Annotated in this window: 22 protein-coding genes; 15 read left to right on the top strand and 7 right to left on the bottom strand. The window is 62.5% G+C overall.

Annotation, left to right across the window (positions count from 1 at the left end; all coding sequences use genetic code 11):
- Positions 1–9: 9 nt before the first annotated feature.
- Complete coding sequence (locus NKJ57_RS28795; RefSeq protein WP_352513547.1) at positions 10–1,269, bottom strand: sarcosine oxidase subunit beta family protein; 1,260 nt, start codon at positions 1,267–1,269, stop codon at positions 10–12.
- A 319-nt stretch (positions 1,270–1,588) separates the two neighbouring features.
- Between NKJ57_RS28795 and NKJ57_RS28790 the strand changes: the two genes are divergently transcribed.
- From NKJ57_RS28790 to NKJ57_RS28725, 14 genes are all read left to right on the top strand, one after another.
- The gene (locus tag NKJ57_RS28790) at positions 1,589–4,078 is read left to right on the top strand and encodes a mechanosensitive ion channel family protein (RefSeq protein WP_352513546.1); all 2,490 of its coding nucleotides are present in this window, start codon (positions 1,589–1,591) and stop codon (positions 4,076–4,078) included.
- Between the two features lie 145 nt (positions 4,079–4,223).
- Positions 4,224–4,487: a hypothetical protein gene (locus NKJ57_RS28785; RefSeq protein ID WP_023670370.1), complete on the top strand. Its 264-nt coding sequence runs from the start codon at positions 4,224–4,226 to the stop codon at positions 4,485–4,487.
- 207 nt (positions 4,488–4,694) lie between these two features.
- The gene (locus tag NKJ57_RS28780) at positions 4,695–6,128 is read left to right on the top strand and encodes a UbiA family prenyltransferase (RefSeq protein WP_352513545.1); all 1,434 of its coding nucleotides are present in this window, start codon (positions 4,695–4,697) and stop codon (positions 6,126–6,128) included.
- A gap of 3 nt (positions 6,129–6,131) precedes the next feature.
- The gene (locus tag NKJ57_RS28775; RefSeq protein WP_352513544.1) at positions 6,132–7,484 is read left to right on the top strand and encodes an FAD-binding oxidoreductase; all 1,353 of its coding nucleotides are present in this window, start codon (positions 6,132–6,134) and stop codon (positions 7,482–7,484) included.
- Between the two features lie 124 nt (positions 7,485–7,608).
- Positions 7,609–8,052 carry an EamA family transporter gene (locus tag NKJ57_RS28770; protein ID WP_023741597.1) on the top strand — a complete coding sequence of 148 codons (444 nt, stop codon included), beginning with the start codon at positions 7,609–7,611 and terminating at the stop codon, positions 8,050–8,052.
- The gene (locus tag NKJ57_RS28765) at positions 8,049–9,056 is read left to right on the top strand and encodes an NAD-dependent epimerase/dehydratase family protein (protein ID WP_352513543.1); all 1,008 of its coding nucleotides are present in this window, start codon (positions 8,049–8,051) and stop codon (positions 9,054–9,056) included. The genes NKJ57_RS28770 and NKJ57_RS28765 overlap by 4 nt, the downstream gene beginning before the upstream one ends.
- 67 nt (positions 9,057–9,123) lie before the next feature.
- Complete coding sequence (locus NKJ57_RS28760; protein WP_245274398.1) at positions 9,124–10,554, top strand: aspartate aminotransferase family protein; 1,431 nt, start codon at positions 9,124–9,126, stop codon at positions 10,552–10,554.
- A 33-nt stretch (positions 10,555–10,587) separates the two neighbouring features.
- Positions 10,588–11,823, top strand: coding sequence for a hypothetical protein (locus tag NKJ57_RS28755; RefSeq protein WP_352513542.1), 1,236 nt, complete (start codon positions 10,588–10,590; stop codon positions 11,821–11,823).
- A 15-nt stretch (positions 11,824–11,838) separates the two neighbouring features.
- Entirely contained in the window at positions 11,839–12,576 is a 738-nt protein-coding gene (locus NKJ57_RS28750) for an FkbM family methyltransferase (protein WP_352513554.1), read from the top strand.
- A 155-nt stretch (positions 12,577–12,731) separates the two neighbouring features.
- Entirely contained in the window at positions 12,732–15,293 is a 2,562-nt protein-coding gene (locus NKJ57_RS28745) for a GcvT family protein (protein WP_352513541.1), read from the top strand.
- 91 nt (positions 15,294–15,384) lie between these two features.
- Complete coding sequence (locus NKJ57_RS28740; protein ID WP_352513540.1) at positions 15,385–16,230, top strand: DUF1194 domain-containing protein; 846 nt, start codon at positions 15,385–15,387, stop codon at positions 16,228–16,230.
- Positions 16,231–16,329: 99 nt separating this feature from the next.
- The gene (locus tag NKJ57_RS28735) at positions 16,330–17,280 is read left to right on the top strand and encodes an ABC transporter substrate-binding protein (RefSeq protein WP_352513539.1); all 951 of its coding nucleotides are present in this window, start codon (positions 16,330–16,332) and stop codon (positions 17,278–17,280) included.
- A gap of 105 nt (positions 17,281–17,385) precedes the next feature.
- Entirely contained in the window at positions 17,386–18,159 is a 774-nt protein-coding gene (locus NKJ57_RS28730; RefSeq protein WP_352513538.1) for an ABC transporter permease, read from the top strand.
- Positions 18,156–18,941, top strand: coding sequence for an ABC transporter ATP-binding protein (locus tag NKJ57_RS28725; RefSeq protein ID WP_023741590.1), 786 nt, complete (start codon positions 18,156–18,158; stop codon positions 18,939–18,941). Before NKJ57_RS28730 ends, NKJ57_RS28725 begins: the two co-directional genes overlap by 4 nt.
- Before the next feature lies 1 nt (position 18,942).
- On the opposite strand, the gene NKJ57_RS28720 is transcribed toward NKJ57_RS28725, so the two are convergent.
- The 4 genes from NKJ57_RS28720 to NKJ57_RS28705 form a co-directional block, all read right to left on the bottom strand.
- Positions 18,943–19,116 carry a type II toxin -antitoxin system TacA 1-like antitoxin gene (locus tag NKJ57_RS28720; RefSeq protein ID WP_352513537.1) on the bottom strand — a complete coding sequence of 58 codons (174 nt, stop codon included), beginning with the start codon at positions 19,114–19,116 and terminating at the stop codon, positions 18,943–18,945.
- A gap of 7 nt (positions 19,117–19,123) precedes the next feature.
- A complete protein-coding gene (locus tag NKJ57_RS28715; RefSeq protein ID WP_348524244.1) occupies positions 19,124–20,062 on the bottom strand; it encodes a GlxA family transcriptional regulator in 939 nt (312 codons plus the stop codon).
- 349 nt (positions 20,063–20,411) lie between these two features.
- Positions 20,412–20,546 carry a hypothetical protein gene (locus NKJ57_RS28710; RefSeq protein WP_023681787.1) on the bottom strand — a complete coding sequence of 45 codons (135 nt, stop codon included), beginning with the start codon at positions 20,544–20,546 and terminating at the stop codon, positions 20,412–20,414.
- A gap of 362 nt (positions 20,547–20,908) precedes the next feature.
- On the bottom strand, positions 20,909–21,094 hold the full coding sequence (locus tag NKJ57_RS28705; RefSeq protein ID WP_023700331.1) for a hypothetical protein: 186 nt from the start codon (positions 21,092–21,094) through the stop codon (positions 20,909–20,911).
- Positions 21,095–21,293: 199 nt separating this feature from the next.
- Between NKJ57_RS28705 and NKJ57_RS28700 the strand changes: the two genes are divergently transcribed.
- A complete protein-coding gene (locus NKJ57_RS28700) occupies positions 21,294–22,193 on the top strand; it encodes a LysR substrate-binding domain-containing protein (RefSeq protein WP_023670389.1) in 900 nt (299 codons plus the stop codon).
- A gap of 124 nt (positions 22,194–22,317) precedes the next feature.
- On the opposite strand, the gene NKJ57_RS28695 is transcribed toward NKJ57_RS28700, so the two are convergent.
- Both NKJ57_RS28695 and NKJ57_RS28690 read right to left on the bottom strand, forming a co-directional pair.
- Positions 22,318–23,283: an alpha/beta hydrolase gene (locus NKJ57_RS28695; protein WP_352513536.1), complete on the bottom strand. Its 966-nt coding sequence runs from the start codon at positions 23,281–23,283 to the stop codon at positions 22,318–22,320.
- 251 nt (positions 23,284–23,534) lie between these two features.
- Positions 23,535–23,702, bottom strand: a complete 168-nt coding sequence (locus NKJ57_RS28690) for a hypothetical protein (RefSeq protein WP_352513535.1) — start codon at positions 23,700–23,702, stop codon at positions 23,535–23,537.
- Positions 23,703–23,888 lie beyond the last annotated feature (186 nt).

The raw sequence follows: 23,888 nt of genomic DNA, 5'->3' as shown, positions 1-23,888 counted from the left end.
GTTTGAACCCTAATGCAGCCGGGGCGTTGCGCCCTGGCCCTTGTCGTCGATCATCAGGCCGCGATAAAAACGGTCGAGCGTGAAGGGCGCGTTGAACGCGTGCGGCTCATCCTTGGCGATGGTGTATGCAAAGCACCAGCCCGAGGCCGGCGTCGCCTTGAAGCCGCCATAGCACCAGCCGCAATTGAGATACATGCCCGGCAGCGGGCCAGTGGTGATGATCGGCGAACCGTCCATCGACATGTCGCAGACGCCGCCCCAGGAGCGCAGCATGCGTACACGCGCAAGGCCGGGAAACAGCGCCAGCATCTCGCTCATCACCTCGTCGACGATGGGCAGGTTGCCGCGCTGGGCGTAGCTGTTGTAGCCGTCGATATCGCCGCCATAGACGAGGCCGCCCTTGTCGGACTGCGACATGTAGAAATGGCCCATGCCGAAGGTCAGCACCGTGTCGATGAAGGGTTTCAGCGATTCGGTGACGAAGGCCTGCAGCACATGGCTCTCGATCGGCATCCTGTCGATGCCGGCAAGCTGCATCACCCGTCCGGTGCTGCCGGCAACGGCCACGGCAACTTTCTTGCCGCGGATCTCTCCGCGCGTCGTTTGCACGCCGGTGATGCGGTCGCCGTCGCGCAGGAAGCCGGTGACCTCGCAATTCTCGACGATGTCGACGCCGCGGCGGTCGGCGCCGCGGGCATAGCCCCAGGCCACCGCATCGTGACGGGCGGTGCCGGCGCGCGGCTGCATCAGGCCGCCGACGATCGGAAAGCGCGCCGAGGACGACATGTCCAGCGCCGGGACCAGGCGCGCGATCTCGGCGGTGCTCATCAGCTCGGCATCGACGCCGAGATGGCGCATGGCGTTGCCGCGCCTGGCCAAGTCGTCGAACTGGGCCGGCGTGTGAGCCAGGTTCAGGCAGCCGCGCTGCGAGAACATGACGTTGTAGTTGAGGTCGTGCGACAGGTTCTCCCACATCTTCATCGAATGTTCGTAGAAGCGGGTGTTGGAGGGCAGGAGGTAGTTGGAACGCACCGCCGTGGTGTTGCGGCCGACATTGCCGGAACCCAGCCAGCCCTTTTCCAGCACCGCGACATTGGTGATGCCGTGCTCCTTGGCCAGATAGTACGCCGTCGACAGGCCGTGGCCGCCGCCACCGATGATGATGACGTCATAGGAAGCCTTGGGGTCGGGCTTGCGCCAGGCCGGCTTCCAGTCCTTGTTTCCCTTGAGCGCGTTCGTGAGAAGCGAAAGGGCTGAATATTCCGCCATTCTTCATGTCATCCCTAGAGCATGATGCCGAAAAGTGTGAAGCGGTTTTCGGACGACATCATGCTCTATATCTTTAATTTCTAGAGCCGGATGATTTCAGGTCCAACAGACCTGAAGCCATCCGGCTCGGGTGCGATGCGGCAGACTATAGAGCAGGCGGCGTGCGCAAAGCCAAGATTGCGCCATGGCTTTTCGACTGGCCGACTCCCGCAAGGCGCCCAACTGTCATGACTTCGCCACGACTTGCCCCACGGGATGAGCGTCTCTATCAAGGACCGCTTTAGAAGCGGCCTTTGCCGCCCTTTGAGTCGCCACCATTATGTCTTTTCGCTTCTTTCGCCTGATCCTGGTCCTCGCGCTCGTTGCCTTGGCGCCGCATTCGTTCGGCGCGATGGCGCAGGGGCTTGGCCAGGCGCCTGCCGGGCTGGTCGCCGACCAGCAGAAAATCCTGCAGGGTTTGACGACGAAAACCGACGCTCTGGAGAAGAAGGTCCAGGAGGACGGCGTCGACGACACCACCCTTGTCGAGATCCGCCTGCAGTTGGAAGAGCTGTCGCGCGCTGCGCTGAACAGCGCGCTGGCGTTTCGTTCGCGGCTGGGAGAGATCAATTCGAGGCTCGAGCAGCTTGGCGCCCCGCCGGCTGCCGGACAGCCCCCTGAACCGGACATCGTGACCGGCGAGCGCCAGGCGCTGGTGTCGGAAAAGGCGGAGATCAACGCCGTCATCGCCGGGGCGCAGAACCTGTCGATTCGCATCAATTCGCTGATCGAGAAGATCGGTAATATGCGCAGCGAGCTGTTTCGCAGCGGCCTAACCAAGCGCTATGTGCTGTCCGATGCACTGAGCCCGCAGGTGTTTTCCGACGCAAGGGACGAATACGCCAATTTTTACAGGGCGGTGTCGTCGTGGCTGAGCTTTGCCTTCAAGTTCAAGTTCCAGGCGATGCTCGCGGCGACCCTCATGGCGCTTGCGTTGGCCGTGGTGCTTCTGGTCGGTGGGCGCCGCCTGTTTGGGCGCATCTTCGAGCCCGACGCGTCGGTTGAAGATCCGACGTATCTCAGTCGCCTGTCGGTGGCGTTCTGGTCGACCTTGCTGCCGACGCTGGCGGTCAGCGCCTTCCTCGCCTCGACGGTGTTCCTGTACAACTACTACAATGTGCTGCGCGGCGACATAGGCGTGTTCCTCAACGCTCTGGCAGCCGTCATCGCCATAGTGTTCTGTGTCAACCGCCTGACCAATGCGGCTCTGTCGCCCAGCATGCCGAACTGGCGTCTGATCCAGGTCGAGACCGGCCCGGCGCGTTGGCTGGTGCGGCTGACGACGGCCATGGCAGTCGTCATCGGCATCAACAATTTCCTGTCGATCGTCAACGACAAGATGGGCTCGCCCCTGTCGCTGACGGTGGCCAGGAGTTTTGTCGCCACCGTCATCGTGGGCGTCATCCTGATCCTTATGGCGCTGCTGAAGCCTTACAAGGACGTCGCTGGGCGCTGGCGCCGCTGGCCGGCCTGGCTGCGCTACACCTGTGTCGCGCTCGGCCTGTTCACGATTGCGGCGGCGCTGTTCGGCTATATCGGTCTTGCCATCTTCGTCTCGTTGCAGGTCGTGGTCACCGGCACCATCCTGCTTACCGCCTATATCGGCTTCCTGTCGGCGCGCGAGATCGGCGAGGAGGGTGGTTTCGCCGGCACCTCGATTGGGCGCTGGCTGAAGACCAACTCCAGCTATGAGGACACCGCGCTCGACCAGCTCGGCCTCGTCGTCAGCGTCGCGATCAACCTGATGATCGTGCTGGTGTTCCTGCCGCTGATCCTGTTGATGTGGGGCTTCCAGCCCGGCGATATCCAGGCCTGGGGCTATAAATTGGCGACAGGCGTCACCGTCGGTTCGGTGACGATTTCGGTCACCGGCATCCTCACCGGCATCGTCGTCTTCATCATCGGCTATTTCCTGACCCGCTGGTTCCAGGGCTGGCTCGACGGCTCGGTTATGGCGCGCGGCAAGGTCGATACCGGCGTGCGCAACTCGATCCGGCTGGCGGTCGGCTATGCCGGCGTCGCGCTCGCCGGCCTCGTCGGCATCTCGGCGGCGGGCATCGATCTTTCCAATTTGGCGCTCGTTGCCGGCGCACTCTCGCTGGGTATCGGCTTTGGCCTGCAGAATGTCGTGTCCAACTTCGTGTCGGGCCTGATCCTTCTCGCCGAGCGGCCGTTCAAGGTCGGCGACTGGATCGTCGCCGGCGACACATCAGGCACGGTCAAGAAGATCAGCGTGCGCGCCACCGAAATCGAGACCTTCCAGCGGCAATCGGTGATCCTGCCCAATTCGAACCTCATCAACAACGCCGTCGGCAACTGGACGCACCGCAACAAGCTCGGACGTGTGGAGATCAAGGTCGGGGTCGCCTATGGCAGCGACCTCAAGCGGGTACACGCGGTCCTGCTTGAGATTGCGCGCGGCCATGCGCTGGTGCTGAAGAACCCGGAACCCTTCGTGCTGTTCACCAATTTCGGGCCGGCAGCACTCGAGTTCGAGATCCGCGTGTTCCTGGCCGATGTGCTGAACGGCGCCATCGTTCAGAACGATATCCGCTTTGCCGTTCTCGATGCTTTTGACGCCGAGCACATAGAAATCCCCTCGACGCCGCGCGCCGAGGTCAAGGTCAAGAAGACCGACGCATGGCCGATCGACGACGACAAGATCGAGGTCGAGTTCGCCGAGAAGGAGCAGGCGGAGGCCAGAGCCGCCGCCGAGGCGAAGCGGCTGGCCAAAACTGGTCGCAAGGCCCGCAAACCCGATCCCAGCTAAGGCCCCAAGCTCCTCCCAAACCAATTGCGGCATGAATGCGGCATTCAGTTGCGGTTCAGCTTGCATCTCATATAAGCTCACATGCAAAGGCGAGAATGCCTTGCGAAATGCAACAGAGGCGGTGTGGAAACACCGATATTGCAAAATGTGGAAGTCGCTCGTCGTCGCCATCGCTCTTACCGCAGCGAGTGGCTCGGCCTTTGCCGCCAGCGCGGTCAACAAGGATGCTGAGACCCGTACGCTGATCGTGACGGAAGGCGGCGGCAAGACGGAGCTGGCGCTGGCCGCCGGCGAAACCGTGGAATTCTGCCCGAACGGCTGTTTCGTCACCTTGCCCAATGGTGACCTCGAGGCCCTGACCGGCTCGGAAACGGTCGAAATCTCGGGTGGCGTTGCCCGCATCAAGTAAAGTCGGCAGGCAGCTCTTGCAGAGGCCGGGCAATGCCCGGCCTTTTCTCGTCTACGGCAACGGTTGCTTAACGATGACGAGGGAAATACCCCGGCGCATATCCGTTGCAACCAGACGTTTTAACGTTCGTTGCGCCGTTGCTCGCTATGCCGGATACCAATACGCCGAAACGTGGCGCGACGGGTTTTTGAGCTGGGCAGGAAAGATATGGATGCGCGGTCGGACAAGAACGCAATTCCGCTTGCGGTCGACCTCGACGGCACGCTGATTGCGACCGATCTTCTTTGGGAAGGCCTGTTCATCCTGCTCAAGAAGAATCCGCTCTATGTTTTCCTGGTTCCGTTCTGGCTGGCCGCCGGCCCGGCGCGGCTGAAACAAGCGATCGCCGACCGCATCGACATCGATCCGGCCTCGCTGCCCTATCGCGAAGCGCTGCTGCAGCGGCTGCGCGCCGACCATAGCGACGGACGCAAGATCGTGCTGGCGACCGGTACGCCACGCAAGTTCGCCGAGGCGATCGCCGCGCATCTGGGCGTCTTCGACTATGTGCTGGCGACCGACGGTCCCCACAACATGACCTCGGGCCGCAAGCGCGACGCGCTCATCGCCGCCTATGGCGACGGCGGTTTCGACTATGCCGGCAACAGCCGGCACGACCTCAAGGTTTTCGGAGCCGCACGCAACGCCATCGTCGTGGCGCCCGACCGCCATGCGAGGCGCTGGCAGGCCGCGCATAGCGCCGAAAGGATGCCGGCGCCGAAAAGGACATTGAAGACATTCGTCAAGATGCTGCGGGTGCATCAGTGGCTGAAGAATTCGCTGATAGCGGTGCCGATGGTGCTGTCGCATGAATACTTCAACATCAACATGATCTGGCAATGCCTGCTGGCGTTCGTCTCCTTCAGCGCCGTGGCTTCCGCCATCTACATCCTCAACGATTTCTTCGACCTTGCGCTTGACCGCAAGCACCCGACCAAACGCAACCGGCCTTTCGCCAGCGGCGCTTTGTCGATCCCGTTCGGTCTCGGCGCGATGGCGGTGCTGCTGGCGATCGGCATTGCCGCCGGGCTTCTGTTGCCGACCGAGTTCCTGGGCGTGCTCGCCGGCTATCTGGTGGTGACGACAGCCTATTCGCTGTCGTTCAAGCGCATGCTCCTGGCCGACGTACTGACGCTGGCGGGGCTCTACACAGTGCGTGTGCTGGCAGGTGCTGCGGCGACCGGGGTCGAAGTCTCGTTCTGGCTGCTTGCCTTCTCGATTTTCTTCTTCCTGTCGCTGGCGCTGGTGAAGCGCTATGTCGAACTGCGCACCACAGCCATTCCGGTGGGCGAGCGCATTGCCGGCCGCGGCTACCGCATCGAAGACCAGGAGATCGTCGCCCAGGCAGGAATGGCGTCGGCCTTCTCCTCGGCGCTGGTGCTGGCGCTGTACATGGACAGCGTCGCGGTACGCGAACTCTATCCGCATCCCTGGCTGGTCTGGCCGCTGGCGCCGATCGTGCTGTATTTGACCATGCGGGTCTGGATCCTGGCGCGCCGCAACGAGATGAATGACGATCCGGTCATCTTCATCATCCGCGACTGGCGAAGCCAGATCGTCGTGGTGATCGGCGCCGCCCTTCTGGTCGCGGGAGGCTGGTAGGGCATGGCCGGCGAACGGTACCGGAGTTTTGGCCTCGCCACGCCGGCCGCAAAGCGAGCCATCGCGGCCGACGATGCCATCGCGCTGATGAGGAGCGGCAAGGCGACAAAGAAGGCCTTGCTCGCCTATGGCAATGGCCGCTCCTACGGTGATTCCTGCCAGAACGAGCCAGGTGCGGTCGTGGACATGCGGCCGCTGAACCGCATCGGCGCCTTCAATGCCGAGGCCGGCCTGCTCGAGGCGGAGGCCGGCGTGTTCCTCTCCGATATCATTGCGCACACTGCACCTTACGGTTTCTTTCCGACTGTGGTCCCAGGCACCCAGTTCGTCACCCTTGGCGGCGCGATCGCCAATGACGTCCATGGCAAGAACCATCACCGGCGCGGCACCTTTGGCTGCCATGTCGAGTCGTTCACGCTGCTGCGCTCGGATGGGCGGACCTACACCTGCTCGGCAACCGACAATGCAAGGCTGTTTGCGGCGACGATCGGCGGCATGGGGCTGACCGGCCTGATCCTGTCGGCCTCGATCCGGCTGATGCGGGTGCATTCGCTCGATATCGCCGAGAAGGTAACGCGGTTTGCCGATCTCGGCGAATTCTTCGAACTGGCCGAGGCCGCCGACCAGGCCAATGAATATGCCGTCGCCTGGATCGACCAGCTTGCCGGCGGCCATGGCCGCGGGCGCGGCCTGTTGTTGACAGGCAATCATGCCGAGTATGGTTCGCATGCGGCGTCTCGCGCCGGCTCCCGTTTTTCAGTGCCGTTCCAGCCGCCGTTCAATGTGCTCAACCGGCCGTTCCTCACCGCCTTCAACGCCGCCTATCGGTGGAAGAAGGGGCGCTCGCCGGGGCCGAGCCAAACCGGCTACCAGGGCTTTTTCTTTCCGCTTGATGGTGTCGGCGACTGGAATCGGCTGTATGGCCCGAAAGGTCTCTACCAGCACCAGAGCGTGGTGCCGGAAAATGTCGCGCGTCAGACCGTGCCGGCGCTGCTCGAGGCGGCGCGACGGGACGGGCAGGGCTCTTTCCTCACCGTGTTGAAGCGCTTCGGCTCGATCCGCTCGCCGGGGCTGCTGTCCTTTCCGCGGCCAGGCTTCACGTTGACGCTGGATTTCCCCAATCGCGGCGACAGGACGCTGGCCCTGCTCAGCGAACTCGACCGCATCACGGTCGCGGCCGGCGGCGCGGTCAACCCGTACAAGGATGCGCGCATGGGCGCTGATACTTTCGCGGCCTCCTTCCCGAATTGGCAGCGGCTTGAAGCGCTGCGCGACCCGGCGTTCGTGTCCAGTTTCTGGCTGCGGACGGCGAAAAAGCTCAACGGCCGGCCAGGGCGTGTCAAGGCAGCTGAATAGGTACAATCCGAATAAGTCATGGTTAATAGATCGTAAGTTCCGTGGTTTACTCAAAGCATTGTCGTGACTTCATGAAATGTTTGCAGGTTCGTAATAGGACCGTTGCGAGTGGCGGGTGCAAAATATGAAATACATCGTCTTCATTCTGTTCACGGTCATGACCAATGCCGCCGCGCAGCTGATGCTGAAGCAAGGCATGATGTCACTCGGGCCGATTTCGTTCGAAGGCACCAATCCGCTGTTGAGGCTGTTGCAGGTCGTTTTCAGCCCATGGGTGTTTCTCGGCCTGTGCACCTTCGTCATCTCGATGGCTTCGCATCTCTATGTGCTGTCCAAGGTCGAGCTCAGCTTTGCCTATCCGTTCCTCAGCCTTGCCTATGTCGCGGTTGCGATCTTCGCCTATTTCATCTTCCGCGAGGACCTCAATGCCTGGCGCATTGCCGGCATCGCCTTCATCTGCGTCGGCACCGTGCTGATCGCGCAAAGCGGTCGAGACTTGGGCGGGCGCGGGCATGACGACCAAACCGCTTCCATCATCCCCGACAAGACCAGCGAGATCGTTCGATGAGACATGTTATTTTCGGCGGCGACGGCTTTGTCGGCCGTCATCTTGCCCCGAAGCTTGTGGCCGATGGTGAAGACGTTGTCGTTGCCGACATCGTCAAGAGCGACCTGACGCACTATCGCAACGTTCGCTTCGTCACCTGCGATGTCACGGATACGGCCTCGGTGGCCAACATCGGATTGAAGGCCGACGACATGGTCTACAACCTGTCGGCCAAAATGCTGTCGCCGATCCAGGTGCGGGCCAAGCGTCACGACTTCTTCTTTCCGGTGAATTTCCACGGCACCGAACACATCATGCAGGCGATGGACAAGGCCGGCGCGTCCAAGCTCGTCCACTACACCACCGACATGATCTACGGCCACACGGTCACCCAGCCGATGACCGAGGAGCACCCGGTCGCACCGCTCGGCGAATATGGCTGGTCGAAGCAGAAGACCGAGGAGCTCGCCGCTCAATGGCGCAAGCGCGGCATGTCGATCTCGCTGTTTCGCCCGCGTCTGATCATCGGTCCCGGCCGGCTCGGGATCCTGGAAAAGCTGTTCAAACTGATCGACTGGAATTTTCCTGTGCCGATGATCGGCTCGGGCAAGAACCCCTATCAGTTCATCTCGGTGTTCGATTGCGCGGAAGCTGCCCGCTCGGCCTGGAAGGCAGGCGTGCCCAACCAGGCTTATAATCTTGGCTCCCTCAATCCGCCGCCGGTGAAGAAATTGCTGGGCGACCTGATCAAGCATGCCGGCTCGAAATCGCTGCTGATCCCGACGCCGGGCTGGGCGGTCAAGTGCACCCTCGACCTGCTCGATCTCATGAACATGCCGATCATGGATCCCGAACAATATCTGATCGCCGATGAGGAGTGCGTGCTCGACGTATCCAAGGCCGAGCGCCAGCTCGGCTGGGTGCCGCAATATCGCGACGAGGACATGCTGATCGCCGCCTACAGCGAATACCGCGCCAAGAAAGACGGGCTTGCCGTCACCGCCAATCATGTCCCCGCCGAATAAGTGGGACGACCAGGAGAACTCCGAAATGACCGTCATGGCCAAGCCTGAGCAGACGAACGCGCGCACCATGGTCGGCGCGCCGGCGTTGTCGCCTACCGCCATCGCCAAGCCCGACCTGATCAGCGTCGAGCAGGCGAAGGCGATGGATGTCGCGCGCATGACCGACCTGTTCAAGGCGCATCTCAATCCGGGCCAGCTGCATTTCATGAAGCTGCTCGGCTTCCACAAGATCAAGATCGAGCGTGCCGAAGGCATGTTCTACATCGACCAGAACGGCCGCAAGATTCTCGACTTCTTCGGCGGCTTCGGTTCGCTGGCCTTCGGCCACAACCATCCGCGCATCCTGGAGGCCAGGCGCAAATTCCAGGAGGAGAAGCGCCAGGAAATCGCCATCGCCTTCATGTCGCAATATGCATCGGCGCTGGCGCACAACATCGCCAAATGCTCGCCCGGCGATCTCGACATGGTATTTCTGGGCTCGTCGGGTTCGGAAGCGATGGAAGCGGCGGTGAAGCTCGCCGAGCGCGCCGCCGGGCCGAAGCGGCCGAAGGTCGTCTATGCCGAGAATTCCTTCCACGGCAAGACCAAGGGCGTGCTCGGCATCACCGACGGCCAGCTCTACCGCGCGGACTTCAAGATGGCTGAGAACACCGTGCGCATTCCGTTCGCCGATATCGAAGCGGTCGAGCGGCTGTTCCGCTCCGACCCGGAGGTCGGCGTCATCGTACTCGAGACCATCCAGGGCGGCGGCGGCATCATCCAGGCAGAGGCGCAATACTGGCAGAAATTGCGCGCGCTCTGCGACCACTATGGGGTGCTGTGGGTGGCTGATGAAGTGCAGTGCGGCTATGGCCGGTCCGGCCGCTTCTATGCCTTCGAGCATTATGGCGTCGTGCCCGATGTGACGGCGCTGGCGAAATCGCTCGGCGCCGGCAAGGCGGCGGTCGGCGCGATGATCGCCCGGCGCGAGGTCTATATGAAGGCCTATGGCACGCCGAAGACGGCGATGATCCATGCCATGGCCACCTTTGGCGGCATGGGCGAGGCCTGCGTCACCGCGATCGAGGGCATCAATGTGCTCTATGATGAGGGGCTGATCGACAACGCCGCCACTACCGGCGACTATCTGCTTCAGCGCCTGCAGGCGCTGAAGGAGAAGTACCCGAAGATCATCAAGGATGTGCGCGGCAAAGGCTTTATGGTCGGGCTCGAGTTCCACGACTTCTCGCAGACCTTGCCGATGGTGCTGCGTCCGATCGTCAGCGTCCTCGACGACAAGCTGAAGGGCTCGCTGTCGGGCTTCGTCGGCGCGCTGTTGCTGCGCGACTATGACGTGCTCGTCGCCTTCACCGAATACAACCGCAACGTCATCCGTCTCGAGCCGCCGCTGATCTGCCAGCGCGAGCATGTCGACCATTTCGTCGATGCCTTCGATAGCCTGCTGTCGCGCGGCATCGTGGGGATCGTGAAGGATTTCGTCAAAAGCCAGGTCCGTTAAAGAAGTCCGTTGAGCGAAGTCCCGAGTCCGACAATGCTGAGCAAGTCTCCCGCCCCGCAAAACACACTCGACCGGCTGACCGCGGCCGCTCTGGCGTGGGGCGAGGGGACTTATGCGCGATGGGCCGCGCCAATCGGCGCGATCGCGTTTTCGCTCTATATCCTGCTGACGGCGTTTACCGCCTGGACGATGCCCGATGCCAATTGGGACATGCTGCCTTATCTCGCAATCGCCGAGGAGGGCGCTTACCCAGATGCGCAGGCGCTGCATGACTATGCCTACAGGACGGTCCAGGCCGGCGTTTCGGCCGCCGACTACAAGGCGCTGACAGACGATGGCGGCGGCTTCCGCAGCCATATGGCGCAAAATGCCGCCGACTTCCACTCGCTGCTTGGCATGTACCGGATCAAGTTCCTCTATGCCGAGATGCTGTCGGCGATGAGTTCGGTGATGTCGCCGGTCGAGGCGATGCGGGTGCTGCAGGTGGTCTCGGTGCTGCTGTTCGGGATGATCACGCTGCTGTGGCTGCGAACCGAAGGTGCGCTGGCGCTGGCGCCGGTGGCCGGCGCGGTACTGATCATGGCCGATTTCGGCGACGCGGCGCGCGCCTCGACTCCGGATCTGATGTGCTCGGCCCTGTTCCTCGGCGGGCTGTTTGCTTATGTGCGCGGCCGCGAGGCAGCGACCGCTTTCCTGCTTTTCATGGCCTTCATGGCGCGGCCGGACAACATCGTGTTCCTGGCCATTTTCGCCGTGCTGCTGCTGGTCTTCCGGCAGCGGGCGTGGGGCGCGCTGGCCGGCTTTGCCGCGTCCTTCGTCGCCTATTTCGCGATTTCGCACTGGGCCCAACATCCCGGCTGGTGGCCGCATCTGTGGTTCTCCAGCATCGAGCAGCACTACAATATGGATGGCTTCGAGCCGCCGTTCTCGGTTGGCGCCTATCTCAAGGCGTTTGCCGCATCCTTCATTCGCGCCATCAGCATCAACAGCTGGGTCGGGGTCTCGGTTCTGGCGCTGGCCGCGTGGTTTGCGCTCGGCCGCGCCGGCTTCCGGCTCGATCGTCGCGCCGGCATCCTGCTTGCAGCACTGGTGCTTGGCGTGCTGGCGAAATTCACCGTCTTTCCGATCCACGACACCCGCATCTACTTCCCGAACCTTCTGCCGCCCTACCTTTTGCTCGTCGGCCCGATCATGGCGCTGTGGGCGTCGGCAAGCCTGAATGGAAGGCGGCCCATCGCCTTGCAGGCCATACCTGGAGATAAGCCATGAGTTCCATTTTCCGGCCTGGCGCGCATCGCCCTTTCGCTCGGCCTGCCCGCTGGTCTGCTGGATCGCGGGCCGGCGTTGCGCGGCACGAAATTCCTGGCCAAGGCTGCACTGAAGGCGCGGTTCAGCAGCGGGCAACCCTTCCAGATGGTCAATGTCGGCGCTTGCGACGGCGCGCTGTTCGACGACGTCACGCCGTGGCTGCACCGCATTCCGCGGGCGCGGGCCGTGCTGGTCGAGCCGATCCCGCACAATCAGAAGCGGTTGCGCGCCAACTATCCCGACACGGAACGCTTCGTCATCGAGCCGGTCGCGGTGACAAAAATCAAAGGCACGATCACCGTCCACACTTTCGATGCCGCGGCACTCGAGGCCGGCACGCTGCCGATCGAGTTCATCGGCTGCTCGTCGGTCACCGACACCAATCTGAAGTCGGGCAAGAATGCCTGGGGCGAGGCCGACGTAAATTTCAACAAGTTCGCGCCGCACCTGAGGGATATCGAGGTGCCGTCGGACACGCTGCAGACGCTGCTCGACCGCAACGGCATCACGCATATCGACGCCTTCCTGGTCGATTGCGAAGGCGCCGACTGGATCGTCTTCGAACAGCTCGATCTCAAGCGCTATCGTCCGGGCATGATCAAGGTCGAGGTCGGCGCGCTGCCGGCCGCCGAAATCGGCCAGGTCGTGGTCAAGCTGAAGACATCAGGCTATCAGGTCGGCTTCCAGGCCGAGGACATCTGGGCCTTCGCCTGAGATAGATCGCCACTGGCGGCACGCCGGCGCGCCGGGTCGCGTCGCATCCGCGACGTGTCGCAAACAGGCGGTAGCTGCATCCACGTCCTCTGCATATTGTGCGCCATTCGAACGGGCGCGGACGCGCCCGCTTTATCCCCTTGGAGTCGCGGGCAATGGCAGAGTTTCCGAAACAGGCGAAGGTCGTCATCGTCGGCCTGGGTGGCATTGTCGGCGCGTCGATCGCGCATCATCTGATCGAGCGCGGCTGGACCGACATTGTCGGCATCGACAAGTCGGGCATCCCGACCGATATCGGCTCGACCGCGCATGCCTCGGACTTCTGCTACACCACGAGCCATGATTTCCTGTCGTGCTGGACGACGCTCTACTCGATCGATTTCTACGAAAAGATGGGCCATTACGCCCGCATCGGCGGTCTCGAAGTGGCGCGCGTCGGCGACGACAGCCGCATGGACGAGATCAAGCGCAAGATCGCCTCGGCCAAATCCTTCGGCACCCGCGCCCGGCTGATCGAACCGGCCGAGATCAAGGAAAAATTCCCGCTGATCGAAGAGTCCATGGTGCAGGGCGGCCTGTGGGATCCGGACGCCGGCCTGGTCATCCCGCGCTCGCAGACTGTCGCCGGCAAGCTGGTCGACCAGGCGGAAGCGTCGGGCAAGTTGAAGTCCTTCGCCAACACGCCGGCCAAATCTCTCATCGTCGAGGAGGGCCGCATCAAGGGCGTCGTCACCGACCGCGGCACGATCATGGCCGATTATGTCATCGTCTGCGCCGGCATCTGGGGCCGGCTGATCGCCGAGATGGTCGGCGAAGACCTGCCGGTCATGCCGATCGACCATCCGCTGACGTTCTTCGGTCCCTACAATGAGTTTGCCGGCACGGGCAATGAGATCGGCTGGCCGCTGCTGCGCGACCAGGGTAATTCGGCCTATATGCGCGACACCGGCGACCCCAGGACCGCCGAAGGCGGCCAGATCGAATGGGGTTACTACGAAGAGACCAATCCGCGTCTTTGCCATCCGCGCGATTTGCTGGAAAAGGATCAGGCGCGGCTGTCGCCGTCGCAGCGCGATCTCGACATGGAGCAGATCCTGGCGCCGCTGGAGCGCGCCATGGAACTGACGCCGATCCTGGGCGAACTCGGCTACAACGAAAGCCATTCCTTCAACGGCCTGTTGCAGGTGACCGCCGATGGCGGCCCGTCCATGGGCGAGAGCCAGAAGGTGAGGGGCCTCTGGTACGCCGTCGCCATCTGGGTCAAGGACGGCCCCGGCATGGGCAAGCTGATCGCCGACTGGATGACGGACGGCCGCACGGAAATCGACCATCACGCCATCGACTATGCGCGCTTCTATCCGCACCAGACGAAAGAGCAGTTCATCTGGGATCGCTGCACCGAGACGGCGATGAAGGTCTACAATCCGGCGGTGCATCCGCGCGAGCCGTTCTCCAAAGGCCGCAACATCCGCCGCTCGCCATTCTGGGAGCGCGAGAAGGAGCTTGGCGGTTACTTCATGGAGCTGGGCGGTTGGGAGCGCGCGCATGGCTATGCCGCCAACGAGCATCTGCTGGAGAAGTATGGCAACCGGGTTCCCATACGTGAGAACGAGTGGGACAATCGCCATTTCTGGCGGGTGTCCAATGCCGAGCACCTGGCGATGAGCGAAGATTGCGGCATCGTCAACCTCTCGCATTTCTCGATGTACGACATCGAAGGGCCGGACCATGTCGCGCTGCTGGAGTGGCTGTGTGCGGCCAAGATCGGTGGCGACAACAACATCGGCAAGGGTATCTACACCCACTTCCTCGACGAGGAAGGCATGGTGCGCGCCGACTTCACCGTCATCCGCATGGCCGACCGCTGTCGGCTGATCGACGGCGCCGACGCCGGTCCGCGCGACTTCCGCTACATGCAGCGCACCGCGCAGGATAAAGGCTTTGACGTCACCATCACCGACGTGACGGAAAAATATGTCACCATCGGCATCTGGGGACCGAACGCCCGCACGACGCTGCAGAAAGTGGTCGAAAATCCGGATGGTCTCTCGCTCGAGAACTTCCCGTTCGCGGCGATCAAGCCGGTCAGGATCGGCGGCAAGGACGTCACCGCCTTCCGCATCTCTTATGTCGGCGAGCAGGGCTGGGAACTGCACATGCGCTACGAGGACGGCCTGGCCGTTTGGGACGCGCTGCGCTCGACCGGCGTGATGCCGTTCGGCGTCGAGACCTATGCCAACACCCGGCGCATGGAAAAGAGCCTGCGCCTGCAGAACGCCGACCTTCTGACCGAGTATAATCTGCTCGAGGCCGACCTTGCCCGACCGAAGGTCAAGGAGAACGACTTCTGCGGCAAGGCCAAACATGTCGAATACCGCGCCCGCGAACACCAGCCGGCGATCCTGTGCACGCTGGTGATGACGGAAAACGTCGATTCGAAGGGTGTTGCCCGCTATCCCGTCGGCACCATGCCGGTGATGGATCCGAAGACCGGCGAAACCCTTGTCGACGAACTCGGCCGCCGCTCCTTCACCACGTCGATGGCCTATGGCCCGACCATCGGCAAGAACATCGGCCTCGCCTATCTGCCCTGGGCCCACGCCCAGGAGGGCCGCAAGTTTGCCATCGAATATTTCGGCGAGACCTACCCGGTCGAGGTGGCTGCCGTCGGCTACAAGCCGCTCTACGATCCGGAGAATTTGAAACCGCGGAGTTGAGCGTCATAGGTTCCAACCAACACATCGAAAAGCCCGGCACCTCGCCGGGCTTTTCGCTTTGTCAGCAGCCGATTTTCGCTTACCTTCGGGCATGTCTGCATTTTCTTGCGCACGACATTTGTTTTCAGGCAGCGCCGCACTGGCGCTGGTGCTCTGGCTTGTGCCGCCGGTTCAAGCCGCCGAGCCGGTCGACGTCGAGCTGGTGCTGGCCGTCGACGTGTCGCTGTCGATGTCGCCGGGCGAACTTGAAATCCAGCGTCACGGCTATGCTGCTGCGCTGACGCACGACAATGTTCTGCAGGCCATCGCCGACGGCGCCTATGGCAAGGTCGCCGTCACCTATGTCGAATGGGCCGGAGCGACCACGCAGCAGGTCGTCGTGCCGTGGACGGTGATCGCCAGCCGGGTCGATGCCGAGCGGGTGGCCGCGCAGCTTTCCGCCCATCCGCCGGCCAGCGCCCGGCGCACCTCGATTTCCGGCGCGCTGGAATTCGGCAGCGATCTGTTCGCCGAAAGCGGCTTTCAGGGGACAAAGCGCGTCATCGATATTTCCGGCGACGGGCCCAACAACCAGGGCGCGCCCGTCGACATCACCCGCGACGCGGTGGTCAAGCAAGGCATCATCATCAACGGCCTGCCGCTGATGACGCGCGGCGGGTTCGGCGGCGCCTATGACGTCAACAATCTCGACCGCTACTACAGCGACTGCGTCATCGGCGGTCCCGGATCCTTTATGATCCCGGTCAATGACTGGACGCAGTTTCCCGAAGCCATCCGCCGCAAGCTGGTGCTGGAGCTGGCCGGTCCCGCTTCGCCGCAACGGGCGCGCGAGGAGGCCGGGCATCCGCCGGTGGTGCTGGCGCAGGACCGGCCGACCGACTGCCAGGTCGGCGAAAAGATGTGGCGCGACCGCAGCTGGATGTTCGATGCGCGTTAGCGTTCGCATCATCACGCTGCCGTGAAGGGCCGGTTTCATTGACAAGCCCATGGGCGTCTGTGACACAATTCGGCATCCGAAAAAACAAGGGGAACCGACATGAACAAGACCATCGTCGCTGCCGCGGTATTGGCGCTTGCGGCTGCAATATCCGTGCCGGCCGAGGCTGCCACATCGGTCACCATCGGCATCAGCGGATGGACCGGCTTTGCGCCGCTGACGCTCGCCAAGCAGGCCGGCATCTTCGAGAAGCATGGCCTCGACGTGACCCTGAAGAAGGTGCCGCAGGCCAGCCGGCCGCTCGCCATCGCCAGCGGCGATCTGCAATGCGCCGCCACCACGGTCGAGACCTGGCTGGTGTGGAACGCCTCAGGGGTGACCACCAAGCAGATCTTCCAGCTCGACAAATCCTATGGCGCCGACGGCATTGTCGTGCGCAACGACATCAAGACCGTCGCCGACCTCAAGGGCAAGAATGTCGCGTCCTCGGCGCCGGGCACGTCGCCCTATTTCATGCTGGCCTGGGTGCTGAACAAGAACGGCCTGTCGACCAAGGATGTGACCGTTGTCAACCTGGAACCGGATGCGGCGGCGCAAGCCTTCCTCGCCGGCCAGAACGATGCGGCGGTCACCTATGAGCCGTTCATCTCGGCGGTGCGCGACAAGTCCGATCAGGGCCACATATTGGCGACCACGCTCGACTACCCGATGGTGCTCGACACGGTCGGCTGCAGGCCTGAATTCCTCACCGCCAATCCCGACGCCGCCAAGGCGCTGGCCGACAGCTATTTCGAAGCGCTCGACCTGATCAAGAGCGATCCGCAGAGATCCTACGAGATCATGGGCGCCGACGTGAAGCAGTCTGCGAAAGAATTCGAGGATTCGGCGAAATACCTGAAATGGGCCGACAAGGCGGAGAACAAGCAGTTCTTCACCAAGGAATTCCAGGACTTTTCCAAGACCGCCGGCGAACTTCTGCTGCAGATGGGGTTGATCAAGGAAGCGCCAGATGTTGCAGCGCTTGCCGATACCAGCGCGGTGGCGAACTGATAGTCCGGCCTTTGACCATCATGCGGCGGTGCCAGCGCGCCGCCGCTTTCTACCGGGCAACGCGACTGAGCATGGGGACGATCTGACGATGCGGACGATCTGAAGATGCGCCCCTTGCATCCGGTGTCGCCGGGCATTCGAACCGTGCTTGGCATTTCCTTCTTCGTGCTGTTCGTCGCCTTCTGGGCGTGGATCACGCTTGGCGGCCACGTCAACCGCATCTTCCTCGCCGACCCGCTGTCGATGCTGCGGGATGGTTGGCGGCTGCTGGTCGAGGACCGCTTCTGGCTCGACATATTGATCACCATCTGGCGGGTCTTCGGCGGGTTCCTGCTGGCGTCGATCGTCGCCGTGCCGATCGGCATCGCCATGGGCGCCTGGAAGCCAATAGAGGCTTTTCTGGAGCCGTTGGTCTCCTTCGCCCGCTACCTCCCGGCTTCGGCCTTCATTCCGCTGCTCATCCTGTGGGCCGGCATTGGCGAGCTGGAAAAGCTGCTGGTCATCTTCGTCGGCTCGGTGTTCCAGATCATCCTGATCGTCGCGGTCAAGGTTGGCTCGACCCGGCGCGACCTGGTCGAGGCGGCCTATACGCTGGGCTCGACCAACAATGGCATCGTCAAACGGGTCATCATGCCGGCCAATGCGCCCGAGATTGCCGAGACGCTGCGGCTGGTGCTCGGCTGGGCCTGGACCTATGTTATCGTCGCCGAGCTGATCGGTTCGTCCTCAGGCATCGGCTACATGATCATCAACAGCCAGTCGCGGCTGGCGACAGGGCAGATCATCTTCGGCATCATCGTCATCGGGATGATCGGACTGTTGTCCGACTTCGCCTTCAAGGCGTTCAATCGCTGGCTCTTTCCCTGGAGCCTGGCATGAGCAAGTTGCTTATCGAAGGCGTCTCGCGAACCTTCGCCGGCGTGCGCGGCGGGCAGCCGGTCAAGGCGCTGATGCCGGTCGACCTTGCGGTCGCGGCCAACGACTTCATCACCATTCTGGGGCCGTCCGGCTGCGGGAAGTCGACACTGCTCAGGATCGTTGCCGGCCTGGAAGCGCCGAGCGAAGGCCGTGTGCTGCTTGACGGCAAGGCGGTGACGCGGCCGGGACCAGATCGCGGCATGGTGTTCCAGTCCTACACGCTGTTTCCGTGGCTGACGGTGGCGCAGAATATCGCCTTCGGCCTGCGCGAACGTGGCATGGCCGAAAAGGAGCGAGACGGGATCGTCGCTTCCTATGTCGACCTCGTCGGGCTGAAGGGCTTCGAGAACCATTGGCCAAAGCAGCTGTCCGGCGGCATGCAGCAGCGCACGGCGATCGCCCGGGCGCTGGCCAACGACCCCGAAATCCTGTTGCTGGACGAGCCGTTCGGTGCGCTCGACAACCAGACGCGCGGACTGATGCAGGAGCTGCTGCTCGGCATCTGGGAGCGGCGCAAGAAGACAGTGCTGTTCGTCACCCACGACATCGAGGAGGCGATCTTCATGGCTTCGCGGGTGATCGTGATGAGCGCGCGGCCAGGCCGCATCAAGTCGGATGTCGCCATCGACCTGCCGCATCCACGCCACTACACGCTGAAGACCAGCCCGGAATTCTCGGCGCTCAAGGCGCGGCTGACCGAGGATATCCGCGTCGAGGCGATGCGGACGGCGCAGGCGCAGTGACCTAAGCTGGGTCGCCTATGGAAAAGATGCTCGGTTCGCTCAGCAATCGCTTCAAGCGTGGTAGGTCACGCGCAGGAGTTTCCAACGCCGCCATGAAAGCTGCCCATTTTTCGACGTCGAGGCGGAAACTCTGCCGGTCGGCGAATTCTTTGGAGAGTGCCGTTCGCGCGGTCATGTGACTCTCAGGCCGCCAGCAGCTGCTTGCGGTCGACGCGCTCCTGCTGCGGCGAGCGGGCGTAGAGTTCGCGGTAACATTTGGAGAAATGCGAGGCCGAGACGAAGCCGCAGGCGACCGCCACCTCGACCACCGGCATCGACGACTGAATCAGCAGGTGCCGGGCGCGGTCGAGGCGGATTTCCAGGTAGTAGCGGGCAGGGGACCTGCCCATCTCGGTGCGGAACAGGCGTTCGATCTGGCGGCGCGACAGGTCGACGTGGTCGGCGATTTCGATCAGCGACAGCGGCTCGGAGAGGTTGCCTTCCATCAGTTCGATGATGGTCAGCACCTTGGAATTCTGCACGCCGAGGCGGGCGCGCAGCGGCAGGCGCTGGCGGTCGGTGGGGCTGCGCACGCGGTCGGTCAGCACCTGCTCGCACACGCGGTTGACCAGATTGTCGTCGAAGTCGTCGCCGATCAGCTTGAGCATCATGTCGAGTGCCGCAGTGCCGCCGGCGCAGGTGTAGATGTTCTGGTCGATCTCGAAGAGGTCGGCAAAGACGTTGGCCTTCGGAAAGGCTTCGGAGAAGCCCGGCAGGTTCTCCCAATGGATGGCGCAGCGCTTGTTGGAGAGCAGGCCGGCGGCGGCAAGGATATGCGCGCCGGTGCACAGGCCGCCGACCGCGACGCCTCTGTTATATTCCTCGCGCAGCCAGGCGAAGGCAGACCTGTTCTGGTAGCGCTCGACATTCATGCCGCTGCAGACGATGGCCATGTTCGGCCGATCCGGCCCGGCCATCTTCTTGCGCTCTTCCTCGAGCGAGGTGTTGACGGCGCATTCGACGCCGTTGGAGGCGCGCACCGGCTTGCCGTCGATGCTGGCGAGGCGCCAGCGATAGGCCTCATAGCCAAGCATGCGGTTGGCCGAGCGCAGCGGGTCGAGCGCCGTCGCAAAGGCGATCATGGTGAAGTCCGGGACAAGGAAGAATACAAACGATCGCTTGATCGGATGCTTTACGGCGTTCAAGGGAACCTCACGCAGCCATGGCGCGAACAGGATGTCGCGAACAGCACAGCGACATCAGGAAAAACCATTCCTGTCAATTGGCTAGGGGGCTAAGCGGAAACTATATTTGCGACATGGGTCGCAAATGGGCAATCGTCCGGGATGACAGGGACGGGCTGCCGACGGATTGGGCATGGTGGTGGCGGCATAGGTGCCAAAAACGAGAAACGCCGCTTCGGTCAAACCGAAGCGGCGCTGTTATCGACTATCGGCAGCGGCAGGGAAGCGCTGAGCGCTAGCCGTTATCTCAGGCAACGAAACCGAGGCGCACCGCATTCATGGCGCCGGTCTGGCCGGGCATGGTGTTGGCAAGGCGCTGGCGCTCGAGAGCGGTCGTCAGGTTCATTTCGCGGCGGGCAAAGAGGCGGGCAAAAAGCTTCATCATCATCTCCTATCGGTTGCTCAGACGGGTCGCCTTCGCTTGATGGAGTGGGGCAGCTCGTTTGCTGGCGTTGATATAGGCCTGCGTGAGCAGAAACTAAATCGCAAATGCGAAGCGCTTGAATGGAAATGCGACATCGGTTGCGACATTATTGGGCATGGTGCCCAAAATTTGCGATTACTTACAGCGTGTTACCGGCGACATTGAGGCGCCATGCAAGTGACGCATATGCGCCATGCAGCGGCGACACGGCTCTGAAAATCATTTGAATGCAAATAAGTTGGAGAAGCCTGCGGGGCAAATAGAGAAGGCCTGCCGGGCTGGTCTGCGCGGCAGGCCTTCAGCACATGGTACACAATGGTTTACTTTGCTCCAGCCCAGGATCCGACGCCGTGGCGTGCACCGGTCTTGGTGTCGGCAGCTTCAGGCCAGCCGATATCCTTCTGCAGTTCGATCGGCAGCGAGCGGATCGCACGTTCGGTCTGGAAGCGGGCGCGGGCCGCGCTGAACTCGGTCGCAAGCCGACCGATGGATGACAGGATAGACATTTCATTCTCCTTTGGTTGTGGCACGTCCCGCATGAACGCGTTCCGTCGCCTGGATATTCCGCGAGTGCAATTCCGTGTCAGGAGCGTTGGAGCCATGGCACGTCCTGCCTTCGATGGAGTTGACTATCATCCCAATCTGATGTTCAATCAAACGAAATGGAATGATGCTTCACATCAGAAAAATTGAAGGTCGATCCCGATGAACGCCCCACTCAATCATCCGCTGCCGCTGCTCGATCTCGACGTTTTGCGCACCTTCGTGGCCATTGCAGAGACCGGCAGTTTCACCACGGCGGCCAATGCGGTGTTCCGCACGCCGTCGGCGGTCTCCATGCAGATCAAGAAGCTCGAGGACATTCTCGGGCGCTCTGTTTTCGCGCGGGATGCGCGCTCGGTGACGCTGACCACGGATGGCGAGATGCTGCTCGGTTATGCCCGCCGGCTGTTGTCGATCAACCGCGAGGTGGTGTCGAAGTTCATCATCCCCGAGATCGTCGGCGTGGTGCGGCTCGGCTCGCCGGACGACTATGGCGAGCGCGTGTTGCCGCATGTGCTGAAGCGTTTCGCGCAGTCGCATCCGTCGATTGCCGTCGACGTCACCATCGACCAGAGCAGCAATCTGCGCCGCCGCATGGACGACCGGGCGCTCGACATCACGCTGCTGACCAATTCCTACAAGACCAGCGCACTCGGCGCCGAGGTGCTGCTCACCGAGCCGATCGTCTGGGCCGGCGCCAAGGGCGGCAGCGCGCATCTGCGCGAGCCTTTGCCGGTGTCGCTGTGGGAAGAGGGCTGCGCCTGGCGGGCCGGCGCGCTCGATGCGCTGAGCCGTGAAGGCCGCAATTACCGCATCGCCTATATGAGCGCCCACACGGCAGGCCAGCGCGCCGCCATCATGTCGGATCTCGCGGTTGCACCGTTGCCGAAGTCGTTCCTGGGCAACGACATGGTCGAGCTTTGCCCGAAGGACGGCATGCCCGATATCGGCACCTACAATCTGGCGATGGTGGTGTCGCCGGACGCCAGCGCGCCGGTCAAGGCCGTCGCCGACCATATCCGTGCGACGTTCGAGCTTTTCCGCGAAACCGGCAAGTTCTAGAGCGGTTCACCGTTTCACGGAAACGGCGAGCCGCTCTAACTCCTTGTTTTGACGCAATTCCCAAGGGAAAGCGCTACACGCTTTCCCGGGAAAACCGTTTTACACTTTTCCTGGAATTGCTCTGCTATTCCGCTGCTTGGGCGGGGCGCGCCGCGAGAGCGGGTCGCGCCGTGCGCCGCGCAGTTGCGCGCCGCTTGGTGGGCTCACCTTCAAGGAAGGCGACGATGCTGTCCCTGGCGCGACGCGTCTCCGGCATCTCGATCAGCGGCCAGACGTGGAACATGCCTTCCTCATAGACGACGTCGATATCGACGCCGGCAGCGCGTGCCTTTTTGGCGAAGATCAGATTGTCGGGGCTGAGCAGGTCGTGCGAGCCGGTCAGAAGCAGGGTCTGCGGCAGCACCGAGAGGTCGCCATAGAGCGGAATGATATGCCAGTCCCTGCGATCGATGCCGGCACTGTACATGCGGATCGCTTCCAGCCCGCCGGAAATGCCGAGCCACGGATCGTTGCGTTCCGCCTCGAACACTTCGGGGTTGGACAGCGACATGTCGAGGCCGGGTGAAATCAGCACGTGGCGCGACGGCAAGGGCAGGCCTTCCTCAGCCGCCATCATGGTCAGCACGACGGCCATGTTGCCGCCCGCGGAATCGCCCATGAAGACGATGTCTTCAGCGTCGGTCTCATCCAGCATCTGCCGGTAGACGTCGCCGACCATGCCGAACATGGCGTGGAAATCATGCTCCGGCGCGATGGGATAGATCGGCACGGTGATGCCGAAACCCAAGCGCTCGGCCACCTCGGCGATCAACCCCCAATGATAGGATGTGATCTGGAAGACATAGGCGCCGCCATGCATGTAGAGGATGCGCCTGCGTTCGCCGGCCTTCGGCGCGATTTCATAGACAGGGAAGCCATCGACGCTGCGCTCGGTGATATCGAGCCGCTCCCGCAGCAATGCCGGGGGATGATGATCCTCGGTCTTGCGGGCATAGGCGATCCAGCGCTGCAGGTTTTCCGGGCTGGCAAATGCCTTCTTGCGGCTGTGCCGGAGGATGAAGGAAACGAGGTGGCTTTTGAAACTGGGCATTCGCGTACACAAGCTCGGCCGCAGCCGACTAAGAGAATTCCCCCACTGTCTCGAAGATCGTACCTCCAGCCGAAATGTCAAGATTCTGGCCCAAGCCAACACGGTTGTTTGATCAGCCACGTCCGCGGTTCTGCGCAGCGCGGCTCAGCGCCGGGGCAGCAGCGCGGCGCGCAGCTTGATGTCGGTCGCAGCCGGGACCATGCGGCGGCCCCGGCGCTTGGTCAGCAATTTGCACTTGTCGGCGAAGGTCATCAGCGGCCCGAGCCCAGGATCAGACGCGACAGGTTGGTCTGGGCGTCGATGCGCGGCGACACGGGCCAGCCGATGTCCTTCTGGATTTCGGGTGGCAGGTTGTTCATGGCGCGCACGGCCTTTGCATTCTTCATGGCCGCACGAAAACGGCCGAGGGTCTCGAACATCTCTATTCTCCTTTCGAGCGTTGTGGCGGCGGAATAGTCCGGTCCGCCATTCGATGTCCGTTAAATGCTTCACGTCTGTATCGGACGTATTGCGCCAAAACAGCGTTTCGGTTTCCAGATCGGTGCGATCTGGAAACATTTGCATACAAATGAAATTGGTCGAATTGGCGGCCTTCGTAAGGCGGC

The sequence above is a fragment of the Mesorhizobium sp. M0077 genome (assembly GCF_040322955.1).
Lineage (GTDB): Bacteria > Pseudomonadota > Alphaproteobacteria > Rhizobiales > Rhizobiaceae > Mesorhizobium.
The sequence above is the reverse complement of the archived record's forward strand: the minus strand, read 5'-3'. Positions and strand labels throughout refer to the sequence as shown.

Excerpts from the sequence above, each read along its gene's own strand:
- NKJ57_RS28780 (WP_352513545.1), top strand. The coding sequence starts at position 4,695 with ATGGATGCGCGGTCGGACAAGAACGCAATTCCGCTTGCGGTCGACCTC.
- NKJ57_RS28770 (WP_023741597.1), top strand. The coding sequence starts at position 7,609 with ATGAAATACATCGTCTTCATTCTGTTCACGGTCATGACCAATGCCGCC.
- NKJ57_RS28690 (WP_352513535.1), bottom strand. The coding sequence starts at position 23,702 with ATGTTCGAGACCCTCGGCCGTTTTCGTGCGGCCATGAAGAATGCAAAG.
- NKJ57_RS28775 (WP_352513544.1), top strand. The coding sequence starts at position 6,132 with ATGGCCGGCGAACGGTACCGGAGTTTTGGCCTCGCCACGCCGGCCGCA.
- NKJ57_RS28745 (WP_352513541.1), top strand. The coding sequence starts at position 12,732 with ATGGCAGAGTTTCCGAAACAGGCGAAGGTCGTCATCGTCGGCCTGGGT.
- NKJ57_RS28715 (WP_348524244.1), bottom strand. The coding sequence starts at position 20,062 with ATGATCGCCTTTGCGACGGCGCTCGACCCGCTGCGCTCGGCCAACCGC.
- NKJ57_RS28740 (WP_352513540.1), top strand. The coding sequence starts at position 15,385 with ATGTCTGCATTTTCTTGCGCACGACATTTGTTTTCAGGCAGCGCCGCA.
- NKJ57_RS28705 (WP_023700331.1), bottom strand. The coding sequence starts at position 21,094 with ATGTCTATCCTGTCATCCATCGGTCGGCTTGCGACCGAGTTCAGCGCG.
- NKJ57_RS28695 (WP_352513536.1), bottom strand. The coding sequence starts at position 23,283 with ATGCCCAGTTTCAAAAGCCACCTCGTTTCCTTCATCCTCCGGCACAGC.
- NKJ57_RS28755 (WP_352513542.1), top strand. The coding sequence starts at position 10,588 with ATGCTGAGCAAGTCTCCCGCCCCGCAAAACACACTCGACCGGCTGACC.
- NKJ57_RS28700 (WP_023670389.1), top strand. The coding sequence starts at position 21,294 with ATGAACGCCCCACTCAATCATCCGCTGCCGCTGCTCGATCTCGACGTT.
- NKJ57_RS28720 (WP_352513537.1), bottom strand. The coding sequence starts at position 19,116 with ATGACCGCGCGAACGGCACTCTCCAAAGAATTCGCCGACCGGCAGAGT.
- NKJ57_RS28785 (WP_023670370.1), top strand. The coding sequence starts at position 4,224 with ATGTGGAAGTCGCTCGTCGTCGCCATCGCTCTTACCGCAGCGAGTGGC.
- NKJ57_RS28730 (WP_352513538.1), top strand. The coding sequence starts at position 17,386 with ATGCGCCCCTTGCATCCGGTGTCGCCGGGCATTCGAACCGTGCTTGGC.
- NKJ57_RS28790 (WP_352513546.1), top strand. The coding sequence starts at position 1,589 with ATGTCTTTTCGCTTCTTTCGCCTGATCCTGGTCCTCGCGCTCGTTGCC.
- NKJ57_RS28735 (WP_352513539.1), top strand. The coding sequence starts at position 16,330 with ATGAACAAGACCATCGTCGCTGCCGCGGTATTGGCGCTTGCGGCTGCA.
- NKJ57_RS28765 (WP_352513543.1), top strand. The coding sequence starts at position 8,049 with ATGAGACATGTTATTTTCGGCGGCGACGGCTTTGTCGGCCGTCATCTT.
- NKJ57_RS28710 (WP_023681787.1), bottom strand. The coding sequence starts at position 20,546 with ATGAAGCTTTTTGCCCGCCTCTTTGCCCGCCGCGAAATGAACCTGACG.
- NKJ57_RS28795 (WP_352513547.1), bottom strand. The coding sequence starts at position 1,269 with ATGGCGGAATATTCAGCCCTTTCGCTTCTCACGAACGCGCTCAAGGGA.
- NKJ57_RS28725 (WP_023741590.1), top strand. The coding sequence starts at position 18,156 with ATGAGCAAGTTGCTTATCGAAGGCGTCTCGCGAACCTTCGCCGGCGTG.
- NKJ57_RS28760 (WP_245274398.1), top strand. The coding sequence starts at position 9,124 with ATGGTCGGCGCGCCGGCGTTGTCGCCTACCGCCATCGCCAAGCCCGAC.